26 protein-coding genes and 1 riboswitch are annotated in these 23982 nt (G+C 39.5%); of the genes, 20 read left to right on the top strand and 6 right to left on the bottom strand.

What is annotated here, in order from left to right; all coding sequences use genetic code 11:
• The first annotated feature begins 23 nt into the window (after positions 1 to 23).
• Together rpsN and CD33_RS10460 are read left to right on the top strand one after the other, a co-directional pair.
• Positions 24 to 293: a 30S ribosomal protein S14 gene (gene rpsN, locus CD33_RS10465; protein ID WP_036200668.1), complete on the top strand. Its 270-nt coding sequence runs from the start codon at positions 24 to 26 to the stop codon at positions 291 to 293.
• A gap of 79 nt (positions 294 to 372) precedes the next feature.
• A complete protein-coding gene (locus CD33_RS10460; RefSeq protein WP_036200627.1) occupies positions 373 to 1572 on the top strand; it encodes a GTP-binding protein in 1200 nt (399 codons plus the stop codon).
• A gap of 260 nt (positions 1573 to 1832) precedes the next feature.
• On the opposite strand, the gene CD33_RS10455 is transcribed toward CD33_RS10460, so the two are convergent.
• Both CD33_RS10455 and CD33_RS10450 read right to left on the bottom strand, forming a co-directional pair.
• Positions 1833 to 2489: a response regulator gene (locus tag CD33_RS10455; protein WP_036200626.1), complete on the bottom strand. Its 657-nt coding sequence runs from the start codon at positions 2487 to 2489 to the stop codon at positions 1833 to 1835.
• Entirely contained in the window at positions 2489 to 3289 is an 801-nt protein-coding gene (locus CD33_RS10450) for a sensor histidine kinase (RefSeq protein ID WP_036200624.1), read from the bottom strand. The genes CD33_RS10455 and CD33_RS10450 overlap by 1 nt, the downstream gene beginning before the upstream one ends.
• Positions 3290 to 3471: 182 nt before the next feature.
• Between CD33_RS10450 and CD33_RS10445 the strand changes: the two genes are divergently transcribed.
• The 5 genes from CD33_RS10445 to CD33_RS10425 all read left to right on the top strand — a co-directional run bounded on the left by CD33_RS10445 (position 3472) and on the right by CD33_RS10425 (position 7376).
• Positions 3472 to 4842, top strand: coding sequence for a PepSY-associated TM helix domain-containing protein (locus CD33_RS10445; RefSeq protein ID WP_036200622.1), 1371 nt, complete (start codon positions 3472 to 3474; stop codon positions 4840 to 4842).
• Between the two features lie 23 nt (positions 4843 to 4865).
• A complete protein-coding gene (locus CD33_RS10440) occupies positions 4866 to 5336 on the top strand; it encodes a FixH family protein (RefSeq protein ID WP_036200620.1) in 471 nt (156 codons plus the stop codon).
• Between the two features lie 73 nt (positions 5337 to 5409).
• Positions 5410 to 5964, top strand: a complete 555-nt coding sequence (locus tag CD33_RS10435) for a copper resistance CopC family protein (protein WP_036200619.1) — start codon at positions 5410 to 5412, stop codon at positions 5962 to 5964.
• Positions 5965 to 6219: 255 nt separating this feature from the next.
• The gene (locus CD33_RS10430; protein WP_036200618.1) at positions 6220 to 6888 is read left to right on the top strand and encodes an HAD family hydrolase; all 669 of its coding nucleotides are present in this window, start codon (positions 6220 to 6222) and stop codon (positions 6886 to 6888) included.
• Between the two features lie 23 nt (positions 6889 to 6911).
• A complete protein-coding gene (locus tag CD33_RS10425) occupies positions 6912 to 7376 on the top strand; it encodes an NUDIX domain-containing protein (protein ID WP_036200617.1) in 465 nt (154 codons plus the stop codon).
• A 307-nt stretch (positions 7377 to 7683) separates the two neighbouring features.
• Here CD33_RS10425 and CD33_RS10420 read toward each other — a convergent pair whose 3' ends face one another.
• Positions 7684 to 9114, bottom strand: a complete 1431-nt coding sequence (locus CD33_RS10420) for an aminotransferase-like domain-containing protein (RefSeq protein ID WP_036200616.1) — start codon at positions 9112 to 9114, stop codon at positions 7684 to 7686.
• A 99-nt stretch (positions 9115 to 9213) separates the two neighbouring features.
• Here CD33_RS10420 and CD33_RS10415 point away from each other — a divergent pair, with 99 nt between their 5' ends.
• Positions 9214 to 9816 (top strand): LysE/ArgO family amino acid transporter, encoded by a 603-nt coding sequence (locus tag CD33_RS10415; protein WP_036200615.1) that lies wholly within the window; start codon positions 9214 to 9216, stop codon positions 9814 to 9816.
• Between the two features lie 151 nt (positions 9817 to 9967).
• On the top strand, positions 9968 to 10102 hold the full coding sequence (locus CD33_RS19865) for a YjcZ family sporulation protein (RefSeq protein WP_084591318.1): 135 nt from the start codon (positions 9968 to 9970) through the stop codon (positions 10100 to 10102).
• 48 nt (positions 10103 to 10150) lie between these two features.
• Here the strand turns inward: CD33_RS19865 and CD33_RS10410 are convergent, their stop codons facing one another.
• Entirely contained in the window at positions 10151 to 11590 is a 1440-nt protein-coding gene (locus tag CD33_RS10410; protein WP_052130166.1) for a bifunctional metallophosphatase/5'-nucleotidase, read from the bottom strand.
• A gap of 122 nt (positions 11591 to 11712) precedes the next feature.
• Positions 11713 to 11890: riboswitch (cobalamin riboswitch) on the top strand.
• A 204-nt stretch (positions 11891 to 12094) separates the two neighbouring features.
• Between CD33_RS10410 and CD33_RS10405 the strand changes: the two genes are divergently transcribed.
• The 8 genes from CD33_RS10405 (at position 12095) to CD33_RS10370 (ending at position 19581) form a co-directional block, all read left to right on the top strand.
• Entirely contained in the window at positions 12095 to 12319 is a 225-nt protein-coding gene (locus CD33_RS10405; RefSeq protein ID WP_036200614.1) for a glutaredoxin family protein, read from the top strand.
• The gene (nrdI, locus tag CD33_RS10400) at positions 12316 to 12675 is read left to right on the top strand and encodes a class Ib ribonucleoside-diphosphate reductase assembly flavoprotein NrdI (RefSeq protein ID WP_036200613.1); all 360 of its coding nucleotides are present in this window, start codon (positions 12316 to 12318) and stop codon (positions 12673 to 12675) included. The genes CD33_RS10405 and nrdI overlap by 4 nt, the downstream gene beginning before the upstream one ends.
• Positions 12672 to 14765: a class 1b ribonucleoside-diphosphate reductase subunit alpha gene (gene nrdE, locus CD33_RS10395; protein ID WP_036200610.1), complete on the top strand. Its 2094-nt coding sequence runs from the start codon at positions 12672 to 12674 to the stop codon at positions 14763 to 14765. Before nrdI ends, nrdE begins: the two co-directional genes overlap by 4 nt.
• Positions 14753 to 15727: a class 1b ribonucleoside-diphosphate reductase subunit beta gene (gene nrdF, locus CD33_RS10390; RefSeq protein WP_036200608.1), complete on the top strand. Its 975-nt coding sequence runs from the start codon at positions 14753 to 14755 to the stop codon at positions 15725 to 15727. The genes nrdE and nrdF overlap by 13 nt, the downstream gene beginning before the upstream one ends.
• Before the next feature lie 191 nt (positions 15728 to 15918).
• On the top strand, positions 15919 to 16488 hold the full coding sequence (locus tag CD33_RS10385) for a DUF3967 domain-containing protein (protein WP_036200607.1): 570 nt from the start codon (positions 15919 to 15921) through the stop codon (positions 16486 to 16488).
• 133 nt (positions 16489 to 16621) lie between these two features.
• Positions 16622 to 17599 carry a bile acid:sodium symporter family protein gene (locus tag CD33_RS10380; RefSeq protein ID WP_036200605.1) on the top strand — a complete coding sequence of 326 codons (978 nt, stop codon included), beginning with the start codon at positions 16622 to 16624 and terminating at the stop codon, positions 17597 to 17599.
• 250 nt (positions 17600 to 17849) lie between these two features.
• Positions 17850 to 19037, top strand: a complete 1188-nt coding sequence (locus CD33_RS10375; protein WP_456243212.1) for an MDR family MFS transporter — start codon at positions 17850 to 17852, stop codon at positions 19035 to 19037.
• Between the two features lie 19 nt (positions 19038 to 19056).
• Positions 19057 to 19581, top strand: coding sequence for a YfiT family bacillithiol transferase (locus tag CD33_RS10370; RefSeq protein ID WP_036200600.1), 525 nt, complete (start codon positions 19057 to 19059; stop codon positions 19579 to 19581).
• A 22-nt stretch (positions 19582 to 19603) separates the two neighbouring features.
• On the opposite strand, the gene CD33_RS10365 is transcribed toward CD33_RS10370, so the two are convergent.
• Positions 19604 to 21376: a sulfatase family protein gene (locus CD33_RS10365; protein WP_373906692.1), complete on the bottom strand. Its 1773-nt coding sequence runs from the start codon at positions 21374 to 21376 to the stop codon at positions 19604 to 19606.
• A gap of 449 nt (positions 21377 to 21825) precedes the next feature.
• Between CD33_RS10365 and CD33_RS10355 the strand changes: the two genes are divergently transcribed.
• Both CD33_RS10355 and CD33_RS10350 read left to right on the top strand, forming a co-directional pair.
• On the top strand, positions 21826 to 22254 hold the full coding sequence (locus CD33_RS10355) for an SRPBCC family protein (protein WP_036200596.1): 429 nt from the start codon (positions 21826 to 21828) through the stop codon (positions 22252 to 22254).
• The gene (locus CD33_RS10350; protein ID WP_036200594.1) at positions 22254 to 22586 is read left to right on the top strand and encodes an ArsR/SmtB family transcription factor; all 333 of its coding nucleotides are present in this window, start codon (positions 22254 to 22256) and stop codon (positions 22584 to 22586) included. Before CD33_RS10355 ends, CD33_RS10350 begins: the two co-directional genes overlap by 1 nt.
• A 60-nt stretch (positions 22587 to 22646) precedes the next feature.
• On the opposite strand, the gene CD33_RS10345 is transcribed toward CD33_RS10350, so the two are convergent.
• Positions 22647 to 22898, bottom strand: a complete 252-nt coding sequence (locus CD33_RS10345; RefSeq protein ID WP_036200593.1) for a hypothetical protein — start codon at positions 22896 to 22898, stop codon at positions 22647 to 22649.
• Positions 22899 to 23034: 136 nt separating this feature from the next.
• On the opposite strand from CD33_RS10345, the gene CD33_RS10340 reads away from it, so the two are divergent.
• Positions 23035 to 23874, top strand: a complete 840-nt coding sequence (locus tag CD33_RS10340; protein WP_036200592.1) for a DUF2268 domain-containing putative Zn-dependent protease — start codon at positions 23035 to 23037, stop codon at positions 23872 to 23874.
• The last annotated feature ends 108 nt before the right edge of the window (positions 23875 to 23982 follow it).

Below are 23982 nucleotides of genomic sequence, written 5' to 3'. Positions count from 1 at the left end.
AATTCTTGCGAAAGAGTGATAACATGGCCAAAAAATCAAAAGTCGTAAAAGAACAGAAACGTCGGGCGCTGGTGGAGAAGTATGCAGCAATCCGAAGGGAGTTAAAAGAGCAAGGGGATTATGAAGCGCTCAGGAAACTTCCGAGGGATTCGTCTCCAACGAGACTGAAAAATAGATGTGAGGTTACAGGTAGACCAAGGGGTTATTTAAGGAAATTCAAAATGTCCCGGATTGCTTTTAGAGAGTATGCACATAAAGGGCAAATTCCGGGAGTGAAAAAATCCAGTTGGTAACAAGGTAGATCCAACTATTGCACATTGCAAAATGAGTGCGCAGTCAATTAAATCACTAGAATTGAAGGAGATGGATAATATGAAAAATAAAATTCCGGTTACAGTCTTAAGTGGCTATCTCGGCTCTGGAAAGACAACAGTTCTGAATCATATTTTGCAGAATAAAGAGAATCTAAGAGTAGCGGTTATAGTAAATGACATGAGTGAAATTAACATAGATGCAGAACTTGTGCAAAAGGGAACTGGGCTATCAAGAACGGAAGAAAAGCTCATCGAATTATCAAATGGCTGTATTTGTTGCACATTGCGCGAAGATTTACTAGTGGAAGTAAAGAATCTTGTCGATCTAGGGAACATCGACTATATCGTCATTGAATCAACAGGTATCGGTGAACCCATTCCAGTTGCACAGACATTTTCATATGTTGATGAAGAATCAGGAATCAACCTTCCCGAAATTTGCAAATTAGATACGATGGTAACGGTAGTTGATGCAAACCGTTTTTGGCATGATTTCCAGTCTGGAGAAACTTTGTTGGACCGAAAAGAGGCTATAGGAGAATTGGACGAACGGGATATAGCCGATTTACTAATTGACCAAATTGAGTTTTGTGATGTCTTAATACTCAATAAATGTGATTTAGTGTCGGAGGAAGAGCTAGCGAAATTAGAGCGAATCATCCGTGCATTGCAACCGGAGGCAAAGATTATACGAACAACGAAGGGGATTATTGATCCAAAGGAGATATTAAATACAGGCAGATTCGACTTTGAAACGGTGGCGAATTCTGCCGGATGGTTAAAAGAGTTGGAACAAGGCCATGAGAATCACACGCCTGAAACTGAGGAATATGGAATTTCATCCTTCTCTTATACAAGAAAAATGCCTTTCCATCCCGCTCGCTTTAAAGAATGGAGCGATCAGATGCCGCTTTCGATTATTAGAGCAAAGGGAATTGTTTGGAGTGCGGCCCATCATGATTATGCAATCTTATTCTCGCAGGCAGGCCCGTCCGTCAATATCGAACCGGTTTCCTATTGGGTTGCTGCTTTATCAGAACCGCAACAAAAGCAAATATTAACGGATAATCCTGAAATGCAAAAAGAGTGGGATGTGGTATTCGGGGACCGTATGACAAAAATCGTCATCATAGGTACAAACCTCGATAAAGAACGAATTACGCATGAATTGGATCAATGTTTATTAACAACGAATGAATTCAATGAATCATGGGAACAGATAGAAGACCCGTTTGAGTGGATTATTCAAAAAGCGTAATCTTGAACCCAGCATTAAAACCAACTGGTTATAGGTTGGCTTCAGATTGTTGACAAATGCTTTCATCCTGCGTTGATTGTCTCGTTCGTCCCTCTATTCACTCGACTGCCCGCCTTGTCTGCCAAGCGTTTTCAAGACAGTCTGGGTAATCTTTCATTGAAGGAAGTAGCCTAAAAAACGTGAAGACAAAGTCGAAGATCGACTTTGTCTACACTCTGAGCCAACCCGTTAATAGGCTGGCTTTTGCTATTCTATTGAACTTAGTAGTTTTCCTCAATCAAACCATGCCTTACAGCGTATGCCGCAAGCTGTACACGATTATCCAGCTGCAGTTTTTCAAGTAAATTTTTAATATGGTTCTTCACCGTATTTTCGGCAATGTAAAAGCTCTGGGCAATCTGCTTGTTTGTGTCCCCAGCGGCTACTCTTGATAGAATCTCGCACTCTCTTGGTGTCAAACTAAGGGGACTAGGTTCATCCTCATACGTATTCCGGTTTCGGAAGCGATAGAGTAATCTGCTCGCTATTTCGCGGGAAATTTCCTGTTGATTTCCCAAGAGAGCATGAAGGTATTCAATCCAGTCCTCCGGCTCCATATTTTTTAATAAATAGCCTTGTGCCCCGTATTGTATGGCTGTGAACAAATCTTTCACATCATCCGACACCGTTAACATGACAACATGTGTCTGAGGGTAGGCTAAACGTATTCTTCTTACCGCTTCAAGTCCATTTAACCTCGGCATGTTGATATCCAGAAGTAGCAAATCGGGTTGGAATTGCCCACAAAGTTCTAATGCTTCGAATCCATCAGTAGCTTCACCTACTATGGAAAACGATCTATCCGCCTCAAGTACACTTCGAATTCCTTCTCTTGCTAAGGGGTGGTCGTCTGCAATGATTACACTATAGTACGGCATTATTGTTTCTCCTTTGTGACGATTATTTCGGTTCCGCCATTTTGGCTATTGATAACTTGCAGTATTGCGCCGAGCTGCTTTGAACGTTCCTCCATCATTGATAGTCCGTATTGCCGGCTCGATTTCTTTAACATATCGATTCCACTTCCGTTATCCACAATTTTTAATTGCCATCCGTTTGTGTTTGTTATTTCCCTCATCGTAATGATTGCTTTGGATGCTTGTGCATGCTTACGGATGTTTGCAAAAGCTTCTTGAATAATGGCAAAAATTTGGACTTCTTCCTTTGTTGTGAAGTAATTATGGGGAATCTGGATGTCCTCTTCTACTTCAATTCCCGTTACTTGACTCCATTCAGAATGCCATTTCGTTATTCTTGTGTGAAGCGAATCATCTATTTCAGGCTCTGAACGCAGATTGAAGATCGCCTGGCGCACATGATTATCGATAGTGGATAGAGCGCGGGAAGCCGCTTCGATATCATTTTGTTTAAGTTTGATATTCATATAGAAAATGGATTGAGCAATCCCGTCATGCAGCTCCCGAGCCAGTCTTTCCCGTTCTTCATAGACGGCTCTTTTGGATTGTTCACTCACAAGTTTGTTATTCATTGCTTTAATTGTGCGAAACATCCAGATTGAAAACAAAAGGGAAAGCACAAAAGTTAGAATTGTAATATATAAATTACCTGCTTCCATTGATAGAGAGTGCAAAAGAAAGTCATGGCGAATGTACTCGAACCCACCGATTAATATCGTAGGCAAAAGTACACTGATAAATTGTAAAAGGCGATAAGACAAGCAATTCCTCTCCTTAGTGAATCTAAATATTCTTCTACAAGTATAACTAAAAAACCAATCCTCTTGATAGCCCGGATGAGCTATTTACACAGAAAGCCTTACGAACTTACAATTAGCTAGGAATCAAGGATAGTAGATAACTGGATTATCGAATCAAAAATACCTTAATAAGGAGCAATATGATGGGAACAGTTCAAAGCCCCTCCACCGAAAATAAGAAACAAAACGGCAATTCGGTGTACCGTACGATATGGAGGTGGCATTTTTATGCTGGGATACTATTTGCCCCTTTCCTACTTATTCTGGCAATAACGGGATCAATCTATTTATTCAAACCCCAGATTGAACAGAACCTTTATCAAGACTACTGGGTGGTCGCACCTAATGGAGATAAATTACCGGCATCTCAGCAAATAGCAAAAGCAAAAGAATTATACCCCGAAGCATTAGTAACCACCTTTCGACCGGGTGAATCCGAGTCCCGCTCAAGTGAAGTCGGCATAAGTCAAAAAAATGAGTCTTTCACCGTATTCATTGATCCATACTCGGGTGAATCACTGGGGACATTAAATAACGAAGATCGGATCATGGATCGAATTGAGGAGTTCCATGGGGAATTAATGGCGGGCACTATAGGCGACCGTATTGTGGAATTAGTGGCTTGTTGGGCAGTAGTGTTAATCGTCACAGGTTTGTTTCTATGGTACCCCCGTAAGAAACAAAATATTTTCGGTGTCATCATCCCCAGGTTCAATAAAGGGAAAAAGATATTGCGAAGAGATTTGCACGCCGTTCCCGCATTCTGGATTACGGCCGGAATGCTGTTTTTAATTATGACAGGGCTCCCCTGGTCTGGATTTTGGGGAAATAACTTTCAATCCATCGTCACAAATTCAGGAGAGGGCTATCCACCTTCAGTATGGATAGGCAGTGCACCAGCATCTGACGTTAAAACAAAAGACATTGCAGAAGTCCCGTGGGCGGCTGAAACTCTTGATGTACCAATTTCGGATATTCAAGGTTTTACTAAACTACCGATTGATGATGTAGTGGCAACCGCAAATAGGGAGGGAATAGTCCCTGGGTATACGATTTTCATTCCAAACGATCAAGAAGGTGTTTATACTTTATCAGCCTTTCCCCCAAAAGCTGAAGATGAAGCAACTATGCACATAGACCAGTATTCAGGCGCAGTCTTGGCGGATTATCGCTACGATAATTATGGGGTGGTTGGAAAGATTGTCGCATGGGGCATTACATTGCATAAAGGTACTCAATTTGGTTTAATCAACCAAATCGTAAGTCTTCTTATTTGTTTAGGGATGATATTGGTTGTTGTGAGTGGATTTTATTTATGGATGAAACGAAGGCCGACAAAAGAAATGGGGGCACCCAAAGCACCAAGTATTACAAAAGCAAAGATTTTCCTTTTTGTCTTAATAGGTTTAGGTATACTCTTCCCGCTTGTTGGATTGTCGCTTATATTCGTATGGATTGTTGACTTTTTGGTAATTCAAAGAATCCCGGCGGTCAAGAAATTTATGAATGCATGAAAACAAAAGGATGGAGTATAACCATGGAGAAAATGAAGTTCTTATTTACTGTTCTGACGGCGTGCCTTCTGCTAAGTGCATGCTCCCTCAGTGAAGATGTTGCCGAACTTTACGAAAAAGAAAGTCCTCTTAAAGCGGAAGTAACTTTACCAGAATTCTATTCAGATGATCACAAGGAAACGATTGAAGTCCTTTTGATCCAAGATGGAGAAAAGGTGAATGGTGCCGATTATGTTCACTTCGAGATATGGAAGCAAGACGGCACGCTTCATTATTATATGGAGCCGGCTAAGGAAATGGGCAACGGAATTTATGCTCTAAGCAAAGACTTTAAGAGTGATGGCCTCTATTACCTCAAAATTCACGCTAGCAATAACGGTTCCATCATTTCACCCCAAATGCAGTTTGTCGTAGGTGACTTATCGAAAGAGGAATTAGAATTCTTGCAAAGTGACATACCTGTAATCGAAAGCAACAATGAACATCATCATTAAAGTAGAGATGGTTTTGAAGAATTTAACTGGCATTGGTAAGATTTTGGCTATCAATTAATTGGAGGTTTTAAAAATGAAGAAAATATTACTTGCTACATTTGTGTTTGTATTCGCCACTGCCACAAACGCATTTGCCCATACTCATTTAGGCAGTTCGACACCGGAAGAAGGGCAAGTCGTGACCGAACAACTAAGCGAAATCACTTTAAACTTTGAAGGGAAAATTGAGCAAAGTAGTTCGTTTGAGTTAAGCACTATGGAAGGTCAAAGTATTTCTATTGAAGAAATCACTATAAACGAAGGAATAATGACAGGTACAGTTGCAAATCCATTGGAAAATGGGGAGTATCAAGTTGAATGGAGCATTATTGGTGCGGATGGCCATCTTATGGAAGGGGAATACTCATTTACGGTGAATGTACCCGAATCCAATACTGCGTCCGAATCATCAGATGAAACAGAACAGGAAACTACACAAGAGATGGCACAAAACAATGAGCAAGCAACAAGCGAGCAAGTGGAGGAAACAGAGGAAAGAGAAAAAACTTCACCTTTAATTCCGGTAATCATTATCGTGTTGCTGGCAGTTATCATTGGGTCTTTCCTCGTTATGCGAAGAAAGAAATAATGATCAATAGATAGTAAAAACGCATTTTACAATTGTAAAGTGCGTTTTTGCTTCTTATTTTGAATGTATCATAAAAGTGAAACGATGTTGATCTAGTGTGAAATTTTAAAGTACAGCTGGACAAAATATTTTCCCCACGTAAGTATCTTGCTTGCCAAATACTAAAAAATGCTTGTTTTTGGATCATTTAGAAGGAAATCGCAGTTGAAGTGGTAAAGAAGTAGTTAGGGAAAACTTTAAGGGTGTGATTTCTGAATGATTAGGGCAGTGATTTTTGATTTAGATGGTACATTGCTAGATAGAGATGCTTCAGTGCGAAATTTTATTGAAGATCAATATTATCGTTTGATTAAATGCTTAGAATATATTCCGAAAGAACAATACATTTCTAGATTTCTAGAGTTGGATTGTCGTGGGTACGTCTGGAAGGATTTAGTTTATCAACAAATGGTAGCTGATTTCAAAATAAAAGAAGTAACATGGGAAATGTTGCTTCAAGATTACGTTACCGAGTTCTGCAAATACTGTATCCCCTATTCTAATCTGATTAGTACTTTGGAAAGTTTAAAAGCTCACTCTATCCGGTTGGGTATGATTACTAATGGAAAAGGGGAGTTCCAGATGAATAATATAGGAGCGTTGGGAATTGAACAATATTTTGAGACAATTCTCATTTCGGAATGGGAAGGTATAAAAAAACCACATCCAGAAATTTTTCAAAGAGCCCTTAATAAAATGGAAGTGAATGCAAGTGAAAGTTTATATGTAGGGGACCATCCTGAAAATGATATTAAGGCTGCTAAAGCTGTAGGAATGGTTGGCGTATGGAAAAAGGATTTCCACTGGGACCGGGTTCACGCTGATTTTATAATAGAAGATTTAGAGGAATTGCGATTAATCATCCAAGAAATAAATAAACTATAGCCATCGGGTATGGAGGTAGAAAAATGCCAATTAGGAACTCGGCAAAGGCAATTATAGTTCATGGAGATAGGTTGCTTGCCATAAAGAAGAAAGATAGAGACGGTTATTACTATATTTTACCTGGTGGCGGCCAGGAACATGGGGAGAACCTTCACGAAACCCTGAAGCGAGAGTGTATAGAGGAAATTAATGCCGAGGTAGAAGTAGGCAATCTACTCTTCATACGTGAATATATTGGGAAAAACCATGAGCATTTTGAGTTTGATTCAGAAGTGCATCAAATTGAATATATGTTTTTATGTAAACTTAAAGAGGATTGCCGTGAAATTGGCAATGGAATTGTCCCTGACGAAGGGCAGATTGGCGTGGAATGTTTGCCTTTATCTGAGTTATTAAGCTACAGACTTTACCCTCAAGCAATGAGAACGCACATCATTGATTGTATGACAGCAAAGAATCTACCGGTCTATTTAGGGGATATTAATTAATCTAAAAGTGTTAGAATATTAATTTTATCCCCTTAATGAGGGGATAAGGTGTTTATCGTAAAATCCGTTTGGGAGAGGGCTGTGAAGAGTGGATAGATTTTGGATTTTTGAAATGGGTATGGCAATATCCGAAAACAAAAAAGCCGGCTGTTAGAAAAAAACTGGAATTGGTCTCCCGTGAAAAAGAAATTATTTTTTAACTTCCACAAAAGAAGTAGAGCACTTGATAAATAGAATAAAAGCCCAAAATCAATTGGGCTAACAAATTAGAAATCTATAGTGTATACGAGATAGGAATATCCGCATTCTATACTTTCGCATGAATTATTTCTTGGTAAAGAATTTCAATTCCCCTTGCCATTTCCTCTTCCGAGCTATAAGCAAACGACAGGCGGATATGCCGGGCATCATTCGATGCATAAATATAGCCGGGATTAATAAGTACCTTTTTCTTGAGTAACTTCATAAATAACTCGGTTGTCACAACAGGCTTGTGAAACTTCAGCCATACGTAAAATCCACCTTTCGGAGATTCCCATGAAGCAACGTTGCCAAAATACTGCGTTAGCAAGTTTTGCATGACCATTGCCCGCTTTTTCAGTTTTAATTTCAGGTGTTCAATATGTTCTTCATACTTGCCTGTCCGTAGCCAATAATTGACGACTTGTTGAGAAATTGCACTCGAACCATAATCCATTTGCATTTTTATATCGGCTAATCGTTTAATGACCGCTGTGGAGGCAATGACCCAACCGATTCGCAAGCCGGGGCTCAATGTTTTTGATACACTGCCAATATAAAGAACCTGACCTGTCTTATCCATGGATTTAATTGCCGGCGTCGGTTCATCAAAAAGCAATTCAAAGTAAACATCGTCTTCAATTATCGGCAATTGTGCCGCTTCGCTTAAAGCATATAAATTCTTTTTTGCATCCAAAGCCATACTCTTGCCGGTAGGATTTTGAAGGGTAGGAATTGTATATAGAATGGCTTGCCTCTTTTTACGGATTCGGTCAATCTCCCCGGCAGTGAGTTGATTATCTGCCAACGAATATAAATTCATTCCGAAAGATTGAAAAGTATGAATGGAATTTAAATATGAAAAACTGTTTTGAAAAACAAATGATCCGGTTTCTAGTAATCCAAGTGCAATTAATTGAAGCGCTTGAAGCCCTCCCGATACAATGCAGACGTTTTCTGGAGAGGTTTCGATTCCCCGCTTCCTGACATATTGGCTAATGGCTTGACGCAGACTGAAATCCCCCTGAGGAGAAGAATAGCCAATTGCTTTACCATCCAAATGTACCTCGCTAAGTGACCTTTGGAGTTCAGCGGTCGGCAATAGTGACGGGCTGAGTTCGCCTGTCCCCAGCCGGATGACGGTGTCGTCTTGCTCAAATTCATTAATCATTTGAATGGTTTGATAGTTTGCTTTATGGATGCTCGTTTCAATATAGTGTTGCCAGTTTGTTTGTTTCTGTTTCACAAGCAAATTCCAGGAATCATTTGAAACATATGTTGCGGAACCCTTTTTAGCAGATAATAATCCATTCGCCTTCAGTTCATCAATAGCCTCTTGAAGTGTGCTACGGTTTACACCAAGCGATAGGGCAAGCTTACGCTGTGGAGGCAACTTTGTACCAAGTGGCCACTCGCCATTTTGTATCTGTTCGGTGATCCATTGAACTATCTGCATGGATAAACTCGTGCTTAAGCCGCGATTCGGTTGCCAGTTCATTTCTCGCCTCCTTTAAATTGGGTGGGAATAAAACCATCCAATTGGACCTTTTTTCTATTTATAACACATGTATGATAGAGAAGAAAGGAGTCGGTGAGTATGGAACCTTTACTGCACGGAATGTTGCTCGCATTTGGACTTATTTTGCCATTAGGCGTTCAAAACATATTTGTCTTTACTCAAGGTGTGTCACAACCAAGTTTAGCTAAAGCCCTGCCCGCAACGATTACTGCCGCGATTAGCGATACGGTTTTGATTTTACTTGCTATTTTCGGCCTGTCATTGATTGTGCTTCAATTTGAATGGCTTCGAATTGTTTTATTGGTAGGTGGAATCCTTTTTCTAATGTATATGGGAAAAGTCATTTGGGCATCGCCTGCTGCTGATATCGCAGGGGAAACTGCCTTGCCTATAAAGAAGCAGATCGTTTTTGCCCTTTCAGTTTCATTGCTGAATCCGCATGCACTATTAGATACAATCGGTGTGATCGGGACAAGTGCCGTAAAGTATAATGGGCAAGAACAAGCAATGTTTGCAGTTGCTTGTATAGTGGTGTCATGGATATGGTTTTTTGGCTTGGCCATTTTTGGGGCAACTTTGAAGAAAATCAATATACCAACGGGGATCTTTATTTTATTTAACAAATGCTCGGCCGTTTTTATATGGTGTACAGCATTGTATTTATTTATAGGGTTATTTTAAATAGCCAACAAGCGCCATAAAACCGTGAAAATTCTATAGGCAGATGTAACTGACAGGTGGGCTTAGGCATTTACACCAATACATTCGTCTAGAACACTTTTTCCTATGTGCATATATTGTACTGAGTTAGAAATTGAGGAGGTGTTTTGGAATGGGTAAACATGTTGGCGGTGAGTTCGAATATAGCAATGGTGGAAATGGTTCTTGGTTCGCTTTATTAGTAGTATTATTCATCCTTCTAATTATTGTTGGTGCATACTACTTTAGCAATGGATACGGCTACTAATTAACTACACAAAAGAAACCAGCCCTCCGTCATTTTCGGAGGGCTTTGCTAATGGATCACTTTAAAGTTCCCATGACTTGGGACGACTGAAGGCAAACTGGAAAGTAAATAGTCTTTAAATAAAAAGGGGACAGTTTGGGTTGTTTCATAGAGGATGTTTCTGTTTTTTAGTATCGGAAAGTCATACCCTGTTAACCGATAGCTATTGAGCACAACCCGAAAGTATTGCTGGCTTTCCATGGGCATGCCCTTGTAGGTCATATTTTTAACACGTTGACCGACAACCTCCCTGACATCGATTAAATATGAAATCCCACCCCAAAAGTCATATTGATATGGCTGAGGGGTGTCGGGGAATATATTTGTACTAAAATCAATTTCCCCGTCCCGATTAATAGCAAATACAGCTGCACTTTGTTCTATCAATTGTTTGATTTCCATCGTTGATAATGTAACGACTCTTAGTTTGTGCTCATGAGGTGCGTTTTTAAGTAAATCGCGATTTGTAATGTTGCCTCTCAAACCGCCATTATCCCTATACATAAGGTCAAAAACAGAAATTTGGGCACCTGTAGCTTTTAGTTGCATGTCGTGCATGAGCTGGATAAAGGGATGGCTTGAGAGCCGTGATGTTAATATTCCTTTGTATGAATAATCCCCAAGTATGGATGTAAGCTCTTTATCTAACCATTGCTCGACTTCAAATGGATAAGCGAGAGTAGGTGAATTGACCTCCAGCTGATGGAAGATTGCTTGGCTATTCCTATTATCTAAGTCTATTTGCACCTCAAAAAAACCGTTGCCGTGAGAAGTAGGTTGTATAGTTAAAGTGTTGTGAATCCTCTCGTTAATAAATAAATGTTGATGACCTGTAATGAGTAAATCAATGTCAGTAATCGATTCTAAAATCTCATTTGCTTGATTTTCGCCATTACGCTCTTGAAACACCGCACCAGTTGCAGGGTCCTCGGTAAAACCGCCATGATAGGAAACTATGAGATAGTCGGGAATTTCATATATTTTTACATAATCCACCCAAAACTGCAGTGCGGTTAAAGCATCCTCGAACTTAAACTCCTTTACGTATCCATGCTCGTCCCAGAGCGGAGTAAAGTGGGTGGTTGCACCTACTACAGCGAATTTTTTTCCGCGAATATTTTTGACAAAGTATGGTTTGGCAAATTCGCCAATATTACAGCTGATCCAAGGAAAACGGCACTCAGAATGCAACTGTTGGATAGTTTGCAAAGTATCATGGAACTCATGATTTCCGTAAACCGCCACATCATAAATTCCATTTGCCAGCTCTATCATTGGATGTGATTTATTGCTGATATGCTTGTAATAAAATGTAGCTGGGCTACCGTCTAGAAAATCTCCATTATCGATTACTAAGTCCGCTTTTAATGCCTTCATCTGATTGGCTAAAAGCTTGAAGCGGTCCAGTCTTCCGTGTAAATCACTCGTAATTAAAACGGAGAAGGACATCAATTTCACCTCAATTCGTTTTCTATTTTTATAGCATATATTTAATATGGTAAATGAAATTTTACTCATTTACATCATATTGGGATATATGCTACACTTAATTTCGTAAATAAAACTATATATTGTGTTTGTTTTAGTTAGGTACTACTACATGTAGTTTAATAGGGAAGTTAGGTGTAAGTCCGACGCTGTCCCCGCAACTGTAATGCTAACGATGATTCGATGCCACTGTGTACATCATGGGAAGGGAATCAAAGGTCGAAGCTAAGCCAGGAGACCTGCCTAGTGAAACAGTATAATCATTTCTTCGGGGGTTGAGAGATGGGGACGTTACCTATTTGTTTGGTATTATAAACGTTTCCATTTTCGGAGCGATCTCTTTTCAAAGAGGTTGCTTTTTATTTTTGTCAATATTGGCTTGAAAATGTATTTTTCTTCTACTGTTTACACAATGTGCAAAGTGGTATTGGAGTAGAGATGAACATAATGGAGGAGTGGAATTAGATGAAATTATATACAAAGACAATATGTCCTAAATGCATGTGGGTAAAATCGGAATTACAAAGAGCAGGTCTAGAAGTTGAATTGATCAATATCGACCAGGATGAACATGCCAAGCAAACGATTATTGATGCGGGCTTCTTTACTGTGCCTGTTTTAGAATTCGAGGGCCGTTTGATTGGGGATGTTCAAGAGATTGTTTCTCAAATTGAGCTGGTTGCAGGGTGATTGCATATTCTAGCCGTACCGGAAACGTACGTTATGTGGTTTCCAAAATACAGGGTGAAGCAATTGAGATAGAGGAAGGATTACAGTTGGACAAGCCCTATCTACTAATTACATATACAGATGGGCTTGGGGATATTCCAGTAAAAGTTGCTCATTTTTTAGAACGAAATGGGAACCTCTGTAAAGGGGTAGTTGTAAGCGGGAACAGCAACTTTGGAAATCACGTATTTGGTGGTGCAGGAGAAAAAATTGCATCACGATACCAAGTCCCTTTAGTTCGCAAGCTAGATTTGCGTGGATATAAAGGGGATTATGAAGCGATTCAACAGTTTTATGAAGAGAGGGTCATTGGATGAAAACATACTTGAAACTAAATAACGATGTACTGAATCGATATAACACGACGGGACAGCTTGAACTGGAAAAGGATCGGGAAGCGACGCGTCGTTACTTTTTGGAATATGTAAATGTTCGACTGCGATATTTTATTGATATTGAAGAAAAAATTCGTTATTTAGTAGAGGAAGGTTATTACGAAAAAGAATTTATTGAACTCTACGACTTGGAATTTATTAAACACTTATATAAAAAAGCCTATGACTATAACTTCCGATTTCCCTCTTTCATGAGTGCAAGTAAATTTTACGATAGCTATGCGATGAAAAGTCGTGACGGGGAAGAGATACTTGAAAAATATGAAGATCGAATTGTAATTATTGCTTTGTATTTAGCGCAAGGGGATACCGATTTGGCGGAACGTGCTGTGGAAGCCATGATGGAGGCATATCAACCGGCTACACCAACAGCTCTGAATAGTGGTAAGAAAGCTCGTGGGGAGCTGGTGAGCTGCTTCAAACTATCGATGGACGATTCGATGAACAGCATTGCGGAAAATATCGGCTATTGCTTGGAATTATCCCGTCTTGGTGGTGGTGTGGGTGTGAACTTAACCGACCTGCGTCCATTGGGCGATCCCATCAAAGGAATTCTAAATCGTGCGAGTGGCGTGATACCGGTTGCGAAATTGCTGGAAAACTCTTTCAGTTATTCCAATCAGTTAGGGCAACGTAACGGCTCAGGGGTAGTCTACTTGAATATTTTCCATGCTGATATTGAGAATTTTATTTCATCCAAAAAGCCAAATGCCGACGATAAAATCCGTCTCGCTACATTATCAACTGGAATAATCCTGCCAAGCATTTTCTTTGATCTTATGAAAAAGGATAAAGACATCGTACTCTTCAGTCCATATGATATTCACAGAGAGTACGGTAAGCGAATGTCGGAAATTTCGATTTCGGAGATGTATTATGAATTGTTGGATAATCCAAGAATCCGCAAAATCAAACGCTTGAATGCGCGGAAACTATATACGGAAGTGAAGAAAGCCCAGTTCGAATCAGGTTATCCATTCGAAATTTTCGATGATAATGTAAATGAAGTGCATCCGCTAAAAAATATCGGCCGAGTGGCAATGTCGAATTTATGTACAGAAATTTTGCAGCTCCAGCAAAAGAGCATTATCACAGATCAAGATGAACCGAATGAGTATGGGCTGGATGTTTCCTGTAATCTTGGTTCGATCGATATACATGAAGCGAGTAAAGTTGAGGATTTTGGTAGACTGGTTGATACAGCAATGCGTCTTTTAACAAATGTATCCCAAATGACGCATATTAAAAATGTTCCATCTGTTGCGAAGGCAAATAGACTAATGCACTCTGTAGGCCTTGGTGTAATGAATTTGCACGGCCATCTAGTGACTCAAGGAATCATGTATGGGTCAAAGGAATCCGTTGACTTTATCGATGGTTTTATGGAAGCGCTCAACTATTATTCTCTGAAAAGTTCGATGGAGATTGCTAAGGAACGTGGTGAGACGTTCTACCAATTCGATAAGAGCGAATATGCAAACGGCAACTATTTTGAATCTTATATCAATAAGGAAGAAAAGGAATTTCGACCTGAATCCATTCGTGCTCTTGGAAATGTGCCGATCATTACATCGGCAATGTGGAAAGAGTTGGCGGAGGATGTGAAAAAATATGGATTATTCCACTCGTATCGATTGGCTGTTGCTCCGACGGGTTCTATAAGCTATATCAGATCATGCACGGCATCGATCTCTCCGTGCACAGAACGCGTCGAAGTGCGTGATTACGCAGATAGCCGCACGATTTATCCAATGCCATATTTAACGAATGACAATGCTCACCTCTACGTGGAAGCCTATGATGTGAATGCGTATGATCTGATTGATTTATATGCTGCTGCACAAAAACATGTCGATCAGGGAATCTCCATGACACTCTATGTAACGGATGCTTGGACAACTGAGCAGTTAGCGAAAATCTATATATATGCTTGGATGCGAGGCATTAAGTCGGTTTACTATGTACGGCAACGTTTGCAAACATTGGAGGAGTGTGTAGCATGTCAAATTTAATCTATGAGGCAGTCAATTGGAATAAACCAACGAGTGAGCTCGCTCAAATATTTTGGGACCAGCAATGGAAGCAAATTTGGTTTCCTGAAGAAATTGCGGTGAGTAAAGATGTAAAGCAGTGGCAAAACTTTGAGCATCAAGAGACTTATAAAAAGGTATTTGCGGGACTTACATTACTAGATACCGTACAAACCAATATCGGGATGAACCAAATCGCAACGTATGCAACGGATTTACAAGAAAAAGCAGTATTTACTGTCTTTGGGGCATTTGAAGCGATCCATGCAAAATCCTACTCCTATATTTTTACTACTCTTTGTACAAACTCTGAAATTGACGAATTGTTTGAATGGGTAAAGAAGAATGAGTATCTTCAGTACAAAGCAAATAAAATTGGGGATATTTATAACGCCATTGAAGAAGGAAATCAAGAGAGCTTATGGAAAGCTATGTTCTCATCAGTAATGCTAGAATCTTTATTGTTCTATTCGGGCTTTTTCTATCCTCTTTATTTGGGTGGACAAGGGATTTTGCGTAACTCAGCAGAGGTCATTTCCTTAATACTACGCGATGAATCTATTCATGGTGTTGCAGTAGGGTTCTTTGCCCAAAATCTCTTCAAGCAATTTTCAAACGAAAAGCAAGATGAATTAAAAGTATGGGGTTACGAACTACTACTGGATTTGTATCAAAATGAAATGAGTTATACAGATGATGTGTACGCGGAAACGGGCCTTTCACCGGACGTAAAGGCCTATGTGCGCTATAATGCCAACAAAGCCTTAATGAATGTTGGCTTTGATGCAATGTTCCCTGAAGAGGAAGTAAATCCTATTGTGATGAACGGTATCCGCAATGAAGGATCCACATACGATTTCTTCAGCCAGAAAGGATCAAGTTACGCAAAAGCGAAAATGGCGCCAATAACCGACGATACATTTGACTTCAAAAATAGAATATAAGACGAAAACTCACAGAAAAAGTAAGCTTCTGTGGGTTTTTTTGATAACCAATTCAATTGGATTTTGCCCTACGACAGTTAATTGCTAATACTTTAGTCTTCGGGTTTACTATTTATGTCATTATTTGTAGAACGATTATAAAAGGAATATAGTAATATTTTGCGAATTATAAGAAGCAAGGGGTGATAAATATGTCTGAATTGACAGTGCTATCCAAGGCATCAACTGGTGAAGAACTTATTTATAACAAGGCTACGGTGAGTAAACTATTGGGTGTTCACGAAAAGACCTTGAGGAGATATTGCACTCTAATGCAAAACTATAATTACAAGTTCCAAAAAAATAGAAATGGACACCGGCTATACTATCAAAAAGACATTGAAACAATCAAAAGAATTATCGATCTCAAAAATTCAGGTTCACTCACTTTGGAACAAGCCGTGAAAGTTGCGCTAGGATTCGCAGCAGAGGATGAAAGAGGCCAAGTCAATCATGAAGCCGACTCATCAGAGTTTGATTATAACCATCTGCTTCAGGAATTTTCGGCATTCAAAAATGATCAAATGGAGTTCAATAAAAAGCTATTAGAACAATTGATCAAACAAGAGCACTATATAAAAAACAGCATTGAGGAAAGAGACAAAAAATTAATGTTTGCGATGAAAGAATCCATGGAAACGAGAAGACAACTTGCCGCAGCAACCGAAGCCGAAAAAGATAGGGAGAGAAATAGAAAAGTATGGTGGCAATTTTGGAAATGAAAAGGGTTTTCCATAACAAATAAGGATAGCTTGCGGATATATTATCGCAGGCTATTTTTGTGGCATTTACTGTTTACTAACAAATAAAAGTAGGCGTATAGTAAAATAGAAAAACTTTTGAAAGAAGGATTTGATGTTAGCTGAACTAAATAAACGCCTCCAAAGATTAATGCCGATTTTAACTCCCCTCAGCTTAATAGTGGGTGTCTTACTAGAAGACTTCGGGGGGCAATTGCTGTTTCTTGTTCCTTGGTTATTTGCATTTATGACATTTGCTGGAGGTTTGAGTTTGAATTTCCGAGGCTTAAGAAGCTTTGTGAAGTATCCTTTGGTAATATTAATTACTATTGCTTTCTTACATATACTCATGCCATTATGGGCATATTTTATCTCTAATCTATTATTTGATGATCACTTATTAATCATCGGGTTTATTTTATCAGTCGCCGTCCCTACTGGAGTGACAAGCTTTATCTGGGCAAGTATTTGCAAAGGGAACCTTCCTCTTTGTCTATCCATCATATTGATTGATACAATCCTTTCTCCGCTCGTATTGCCAACCTTAATTCACATTGCAGTAGGGGAAACGGTTGAAATTAATACGATGTCCATCATGCTCGATTTATTCTGGATGATTGTATTGCCCTCCATTATGGCCGTGTTGCTGAATGAGTGGACAAAGGGCGAAATAGATCGCACACTTGGGAAAACGCTCGCTCCTTTTCAAAAGCTGAGTATTTTTCTGATTGTGGCCATTAATAGTAGTACTATTGCCCCCTTCTTGAAGAACATCACATGGGAAATTGCTTGGATTATCATGGCTGTTTTATTGATAGCGTTGTGTGGGTATTTGATGTGTTTGGTTATTGGCCATTTCCTTTTCAAAGACTACGGGATAATAACAACCGTCGTTTTCACGGGTGGAATGCGCAATATCGCTGTTGGTGTCGTAATAGCAAGCACATACTTTCCGGCGAAAGTCGTGATGCCGGTTGTGTTTGGTATGCTGTTCCAGCAAATACTCGCTTCCCAATTTAGTAGAGTAATGGAAAAATATAAGGGGAAATTCTTTTCTGATGGTGATTTCTTGGCCGAGAAGCCAAACATCTAGCATGAAAAAATCAGAGTGGGAGTGAATGATGGAATACACCTTAATATACGAACAAAATTCTAATGCGTTAAACGATGTATTAGTTTCCTTGGCTGCAAGGAATGGTAAAGAGATAAGTAATTAAGTTACCGTAAATGAGTGTCATGCCGAATCAACCGGATGATGCTCTTTTTTAATCAGAATATCCAAATAGTGCTAAATACACTTTATTTTAACTATTTACTAGTTTACAGTAATGGAACAAATAGAGGTGTTTAATTTGAAAGTTTTCAACTATTTCCATCCATTGGTATGGAGTATTTTGCTCGGCACCATTTTTACCCGTGCGGCCAGCTTTATGACCATCCCATTTCTTGCATTATATCTTCATAATGAGTTAAATGCTTCTCCGGTACTAATCGGAGTCACCCTGGGGGCAGCTCAGCTATTTGCAACCTTTGGAGGAATCTTCGGAGGATTTTTGACGGATAAACTGGGAAGAAAGCTTGTCATTATCGTTACGATTTTTGTCTGGAGTGGAGTGTTCATTGGCTTTGCCATCGTTCAGAGTGTGATATTAATTGCCGTTCTTAGTAGTCTGAATGGATTGTGCCGCTCCTTTTTCGAACCGGCTACGCAAGCTTTAATGATTGATTTTACAGAAAAAGAGAAACGTAGAAGGTTATTTTCGATAAGATATACAAGTATCAACATAGCGGGAGTCATCGGTCCTGTTTTAGGTGTATGGATATCCAGTTTATCGGATGCAGTAATGCCATTCATAATCACTGGCATAATGTATGCAGCGTATGGTTTTGTTCTAATTGTCCTACTAAACCATTTTGAAATGCGTCAGCAAATAGCCGCAGAAAGACAAACACTTCCCCAAATGTTGAGGGTAGTAGGAACAGATACAAAGCTTTTGCTTTTACTGGCAGGAGGAGTTCTAATTAGCCTAGGGTACTCACAATACGATTCTACACTGCCTCAGTTAGTTAATCTTTCTGTCGAAGAGGGAGTACAATTATACTCCGTCTTACTCGTCGTTAATGCCGCGATTGTACTATTGTTACAGCTGCCAATCAGTGTTTATACGGAAAAAATCTCCGCATTTAAAAGTTTAAGTTTCGGGATGTGTTTCTTTGCATCTGGATTTATTCTTTTTAACATTTCATCGAGCTGGACATTGTTTATTGTGGCGATGATTGTCTTTTCAATAGGGGAAATTTTTGCGTTTCCGATGATGAATGCAATGATTGAGGAGATTGCACCAGATACTCAAAAAGCTACATATTTAGGTGCATCCCAACTAAAAAATATCGGGGGATTTATTGGGCCAATTTTCGGTGGATGGCTTCTGACCCATTTTGTTGGGGAAGTATACTTTGTTATGGCAGTGATTGTATTACTAAGTCTTGTCTTTTATAAAAAAGCTTTAGCGTTGAATAAAGTAGCATAAAAATATGGGGGGACTCAAAATGGACGAAAGGTATCCGATTGGACAGTTTACATGTGGTGAAACGATTTCTTTAGAAGATATACAGCGCTGGATTGAAGAAATTAAAACATTTCCAAAAGAATTGCGTGAAGTTGTAGAAGGGTTAGGTGAAGAAATGCTCGAAAACACTTACCGGGAAGGAGGCTGGACTATCAGGCAGCTTGTCCATCATATTGCTGATAGTCATCTGAACTCCTATATACGGTTCAAACTAGCACTAACAGAAACAAATCCAACTATAAAACCGTATGCGGAGGATAAATGGGCGGAACTTCCGGATTCCAGCCTTCCTATTGAAATCTCATTAAACATAATCCAATCATTGCATGAACGATGGGCATTCTTACTTGCAAATCTTACGGTTGCACAACATAAAAGGAATTTCATTCATCCGGATTCCGGTGATATTCCCCTAGAGATGAATGTCGGACTCTATGCATGGCATGGGAATCACCATCTGGCCCATATCCGTAATGCCATCCAAAAAGGTGCCTCCCTCTCCTAGCAACAGGAAGGGGGCACTTTCGTTATTTATTCGATGGAGAAATCCGTTTCTTTTTTCTTTGCTGCTTTAATACTTGCGATAAAAGCAGCTGAACTAATTTGGTCTCCGCTGTTTGATGCAATGGGTGGACTAAATTGAATTCTTCTAATGGATCACGGGTTAAATTGTATAATTCAAATTCGGCTTCAACCGGTTCCGTTTTGATCGTTTTAATCATCATTGTTGCCTCTTTTGTCTCCGAAAGCTTCGTAGTGAATAGTTGCTGTGTTTCGATATCTTCGGAATTAGGCGTGCTCCAAAATTGCGGGTTGTCAAAATATCGGGTATATTTCCAGATTTCCTCCGTCTCTCCCCTGCCGGTAGGCAACTTAATAATAATCGTTTCTAAATGGTTTGGTTGGCTAACGGATGAATAGGGTTCACCCTGTATTGTTGTCTGATTCAAGCCCTTTGTTGCTTCATCATCAGTCATAAAGTAAATCGGTTCGTCAACTTTTGGTTGAGATTCTTCTCCCTTAATGAATGAAGCGAGATTTCTTCCAACAAAAGGATGGACTTCAGAGTGGGTTTTGCGTAATGTTTCTTGAACATTCTCTATGTTAATACCGGCCAGTCCTAACAATGTCGGAAGAATATCTACATGACTTGTTAATAGGTCGGTCTCTTTTGGTTCTGAGAATAATTTCGGGCTATGGATGACGAATGGGACATGCAGCGCCTCTTCATATGCGTTATGCCATTTTTGGAAAAGCCCTCCATGTGCTCCCAGCAAACTGCCATGATCCGAGGTGAAGATGATGATGGTATCTTCATAGAAAATGGAATTGGCCAGCGCGGTATAAACTTTAAAAAGTTCTTCGTCCACTTTCTTATGAAGTGAATAGTATAGTTGTCTATAAAAATCCGAATCAATCGTTGGTTGAAAGGCTTTTTGGTATACATCCCTAAAACTCGCCTGAGCCTTAGGTTTTGTGCGTAAATTTTCCTTTGACGAAGGTGAAGGTGGAACCTCTGGTACAGAAGGGTCGATTTCAAAGTTGAAACTAGGGCTAAGCCTCGATAATGAGCCGAAAAGTGTGATATCGTGCGGGTTAACCAAAGACGAAACAATCAGCCAAGGTTTTTGACGCTGCATTGTATTTTGTTCTAATGATTGAATTAATTCCACAACCTCTGCTGCATAAATTTCGTCGCGTCCACTTAACCCGACTTTTGCTGAGGATCCAGAATTTCTAGGGTCTGCTCCATGAGGTTCAGGTCCAATCCAACCATTAAAGCCATACTCCTTTAAACGATCTGCTTCTGTGTAGAGCTTTTCTTTTGCAACATCGGGAATGCCGGTGGTTTTATCATAACTTGGCAGTGCATTGTGAGTACCGGGAGTTAAAATATCCTCATCGGATAGGTGCCATTTTCCCCTCCAAAATGTTTGATAGCCTGCTGTACGGAAGTAGTTTCCCAAAGTAGGTACAGTATTAGAATCAAGCCAATAAACGTTTGGATCGAATGCTCCTTTGGCTGCTCCAGTTGTTTGTGTGACACCATGAAGAGATGGATAATGGCCGGTAAAAAGCGTCGTTCGGCTAGGGGAACAGGCAGTGCTTCCAACATAATGATTTATAAAAGAAAGTCCTTTTTCACGCAGAATTTCCTGCGTAATTAAGTTATCCCTTCGCCATTCTTTCAGCGTTTCAGTTTCATAACAAGGAGGGTAACGTTGCTCATCGACGATTAAAAAAAGAATATTGGGTCGCTTGAATTCTTCAGACTCATTTGCCGAATACAAATTTTTCACCCCTTTATTCGGCTATTATATGCAGAACTGTTCATAAAGGTTTGAGTATTTGTACAAATTACTATTGGAGGAATCCTTTCAATGCATGAATTCGTTAGTAATGAGATAGAGAAAGGAAGGTTTTAATGTTTTTTAAAGTTTATAGAATGATACATATTATTTGGACAGCCATCTTTGCTTTTTTCATTTCAATCCCTATATGGGAAGGTGGCTTCGAAAGAGTTGTGTATGCGGATGCCTTTTTTGTAGCTCTCTGGATAATAGGAGTTGTGTTCTTATTTATTAAGAAACTAATGAAACTAGGGTTTGCTTTGACGATATTGCCATTGTTATTCGCCATTTTTCAATTTATTTTTTAATGGAACGATATTTGACATAACACCATATGGTTCTATATAATCACAATATAACACCTTTAGGTTATATTTAAGTAAAAGGAGCCATAACACATGTCAAATGAACAAAATAAACTGCCTGACATTATCCAAACAGTATCAATAGAGGCACCAATTCAGAAGGTTTGGGATTATGTTTCGACAGCAGAAGGAATTGCGGAATGGTTTATGCCCAGTGATTTTAAATTGATAGAAGGTCATGAATTTACAATACAGTCCCCATTCGGTCCATCTCCATGTAAGGTAATCGAAGTTGTAGAACCGACAAAAATTTTGATTGGTTGGGATACAGATGGCTGGGAGTTAACATTCCTCCTGAAGGAAATAGGGAGTGAAACGCAATTCACCGTGATTCACGGAGGTTGGAAAGAAGGAGAAGCGATTGTACCGAAAGCACAACAACCACAATCGGCAATTCGCAAAACAATGGATCAAGGTTGGTCAGGTATAGTCCGGAAATTAAAACAACTGGTTGAAGCTTAATGAATGCGGAAGCTCATAAAGTCGATGTATTTCAAGCGGTGGCCGATCCGACCAGAAGAGAGGTCCTTCAATTACTTTCAGAGAGCAGTCAATCGATTGCTGAGCTGTCTTCACATTTTGACGTGAGTCGAACGGCCGTTGTAAAGCATCTGAATGTCTTGACGAAAGCTGGATTAGTGCGTGGGGAGAAGAATGGGCGAGAGAAAATCTATTACCTTCAACCTGAACCCTTGCAGGAATTAAAGGATTGGCTCGCCTACTATGAGAAATTCTGGTATAACAAATTGGCAAAACTGAAGTATGCAGTTGAAAACGACACGTTAAATAAATAATTTTAATTATAAAAGAATCTACTTTGGAGCATGTGTCCAAAATAGATTCTTTTATTCATATTACCATCTGAAAGCTCCTGCCAAAGCGATTCCAGCAATTGCACCGATTGCGATTCCAATACCTAATCCGCCTCCGCCAAAGCCCCAGTAGCCAAGACCAAAGCCGCCAAAACGACGACTTGGCATAATCCAAACCATGTCCCTATCAACCCTAGTAATAGTACCAACGTGTCGACGGCCGCATTTTTCCGTTATGTGGACTCTTTTGCCAATGTGACGGCAACATAGATCGTATGCTTCTCTTGGATTCATTCTATTTCCCCCCTTTTTGCTAGACTAATAATCAATATATGGAGCTAAATTAATTAGACACGAGTTATGAGTCCAAAACATATTCCCATAGCAGCAATAAATTATAGAAATAACAGTTTGGAATGGGGAGAAGTAGATGTCAGTCGTAGATACGAAGCCGTTATTGCATAAACTAAATGAAATGTCCAAACAGCAGACGGAGGTCAAGATAGTAGAAATGCATCGCGAAGTTCTGTGTGAACAGTTAAGGGGATACTTCCCTGAAGCTTCATGCGATGAAATCCAGGAAGAGCTTTTATGGAGAGGGATATTTGAGCCATCTGAAAGTAATACTTTAGAAAACGTTTTAAAGAGGCTTGAAGCAAAACGAGTCTGGAATACGATTCAAAAAGAATATGACTATTTAAAAGAAAAATGGAAAGGACCAGATGTATCTATATTTATTTATCCACTTACAAAGCATCGGCCTATTGTGGACGGTAAAGAAGTAACAAAGAATGGAGTCTCTTATAATAATTTGTTAATTTTATTCGTATCCGCAGAACTTGAAACAGAAGAATTGAGAGCTTTGTTTGCACATGAGTATCACCATATATGCAGACTTGCTTACCTAAATAAATCTCCACATGAAATTGAGCTGCTAGATTCTCTGCTAATCGAAGGAATGGCAGAATGTGCTGTTGGGGAGTTATACGGTGAGAATTTGTTATCCCCATGGACAAAGGGATATTCACAGGAAGAGTGTATGAAAGTATGGAAGAACCACTTTGTGGAAGCAATCAAATTAAAAAGTGTGGATAACCATTTCTCATATTTATATGGCAATGAGGGAGAAGGGCTGCCAAAGTGGATCGGCTACTGTCTTGGCTACAAAATTGTCCGCTCTTATCTGGCAAATGGGGGATCATCCAATCAGGAAATTTTATATAAAGTACCTTCCCTAACAATACTAGAAGGTTCCATATTTAAATTTTAGCGAACTTTCTTGCGGAACCTCGGTTTATATGTTTATTCGCTTCATCGTATAAACATATAAACCAGTTACTCACAATTCGTAAGTAACTGGTTAAAATCACTTCATCAT

The sequence above is a fragment of the Ureibacillus sinduriensis BLB-1 = JCM 15800 genome, assembly GCF_000772955.1.
GTDB classification, from domain to species: domain Bacteria; phylum Bacillota; class Bacilli; order Bacillales_A; family Planococcaceae; genus Ureibacillus; species Ureibacillus sinduriensis.
The sequence above is the reverse complement of the archived record's forward strand: the minus strand, read 5'-3'. Positions and strand labels throughout refer to the sequence as shown.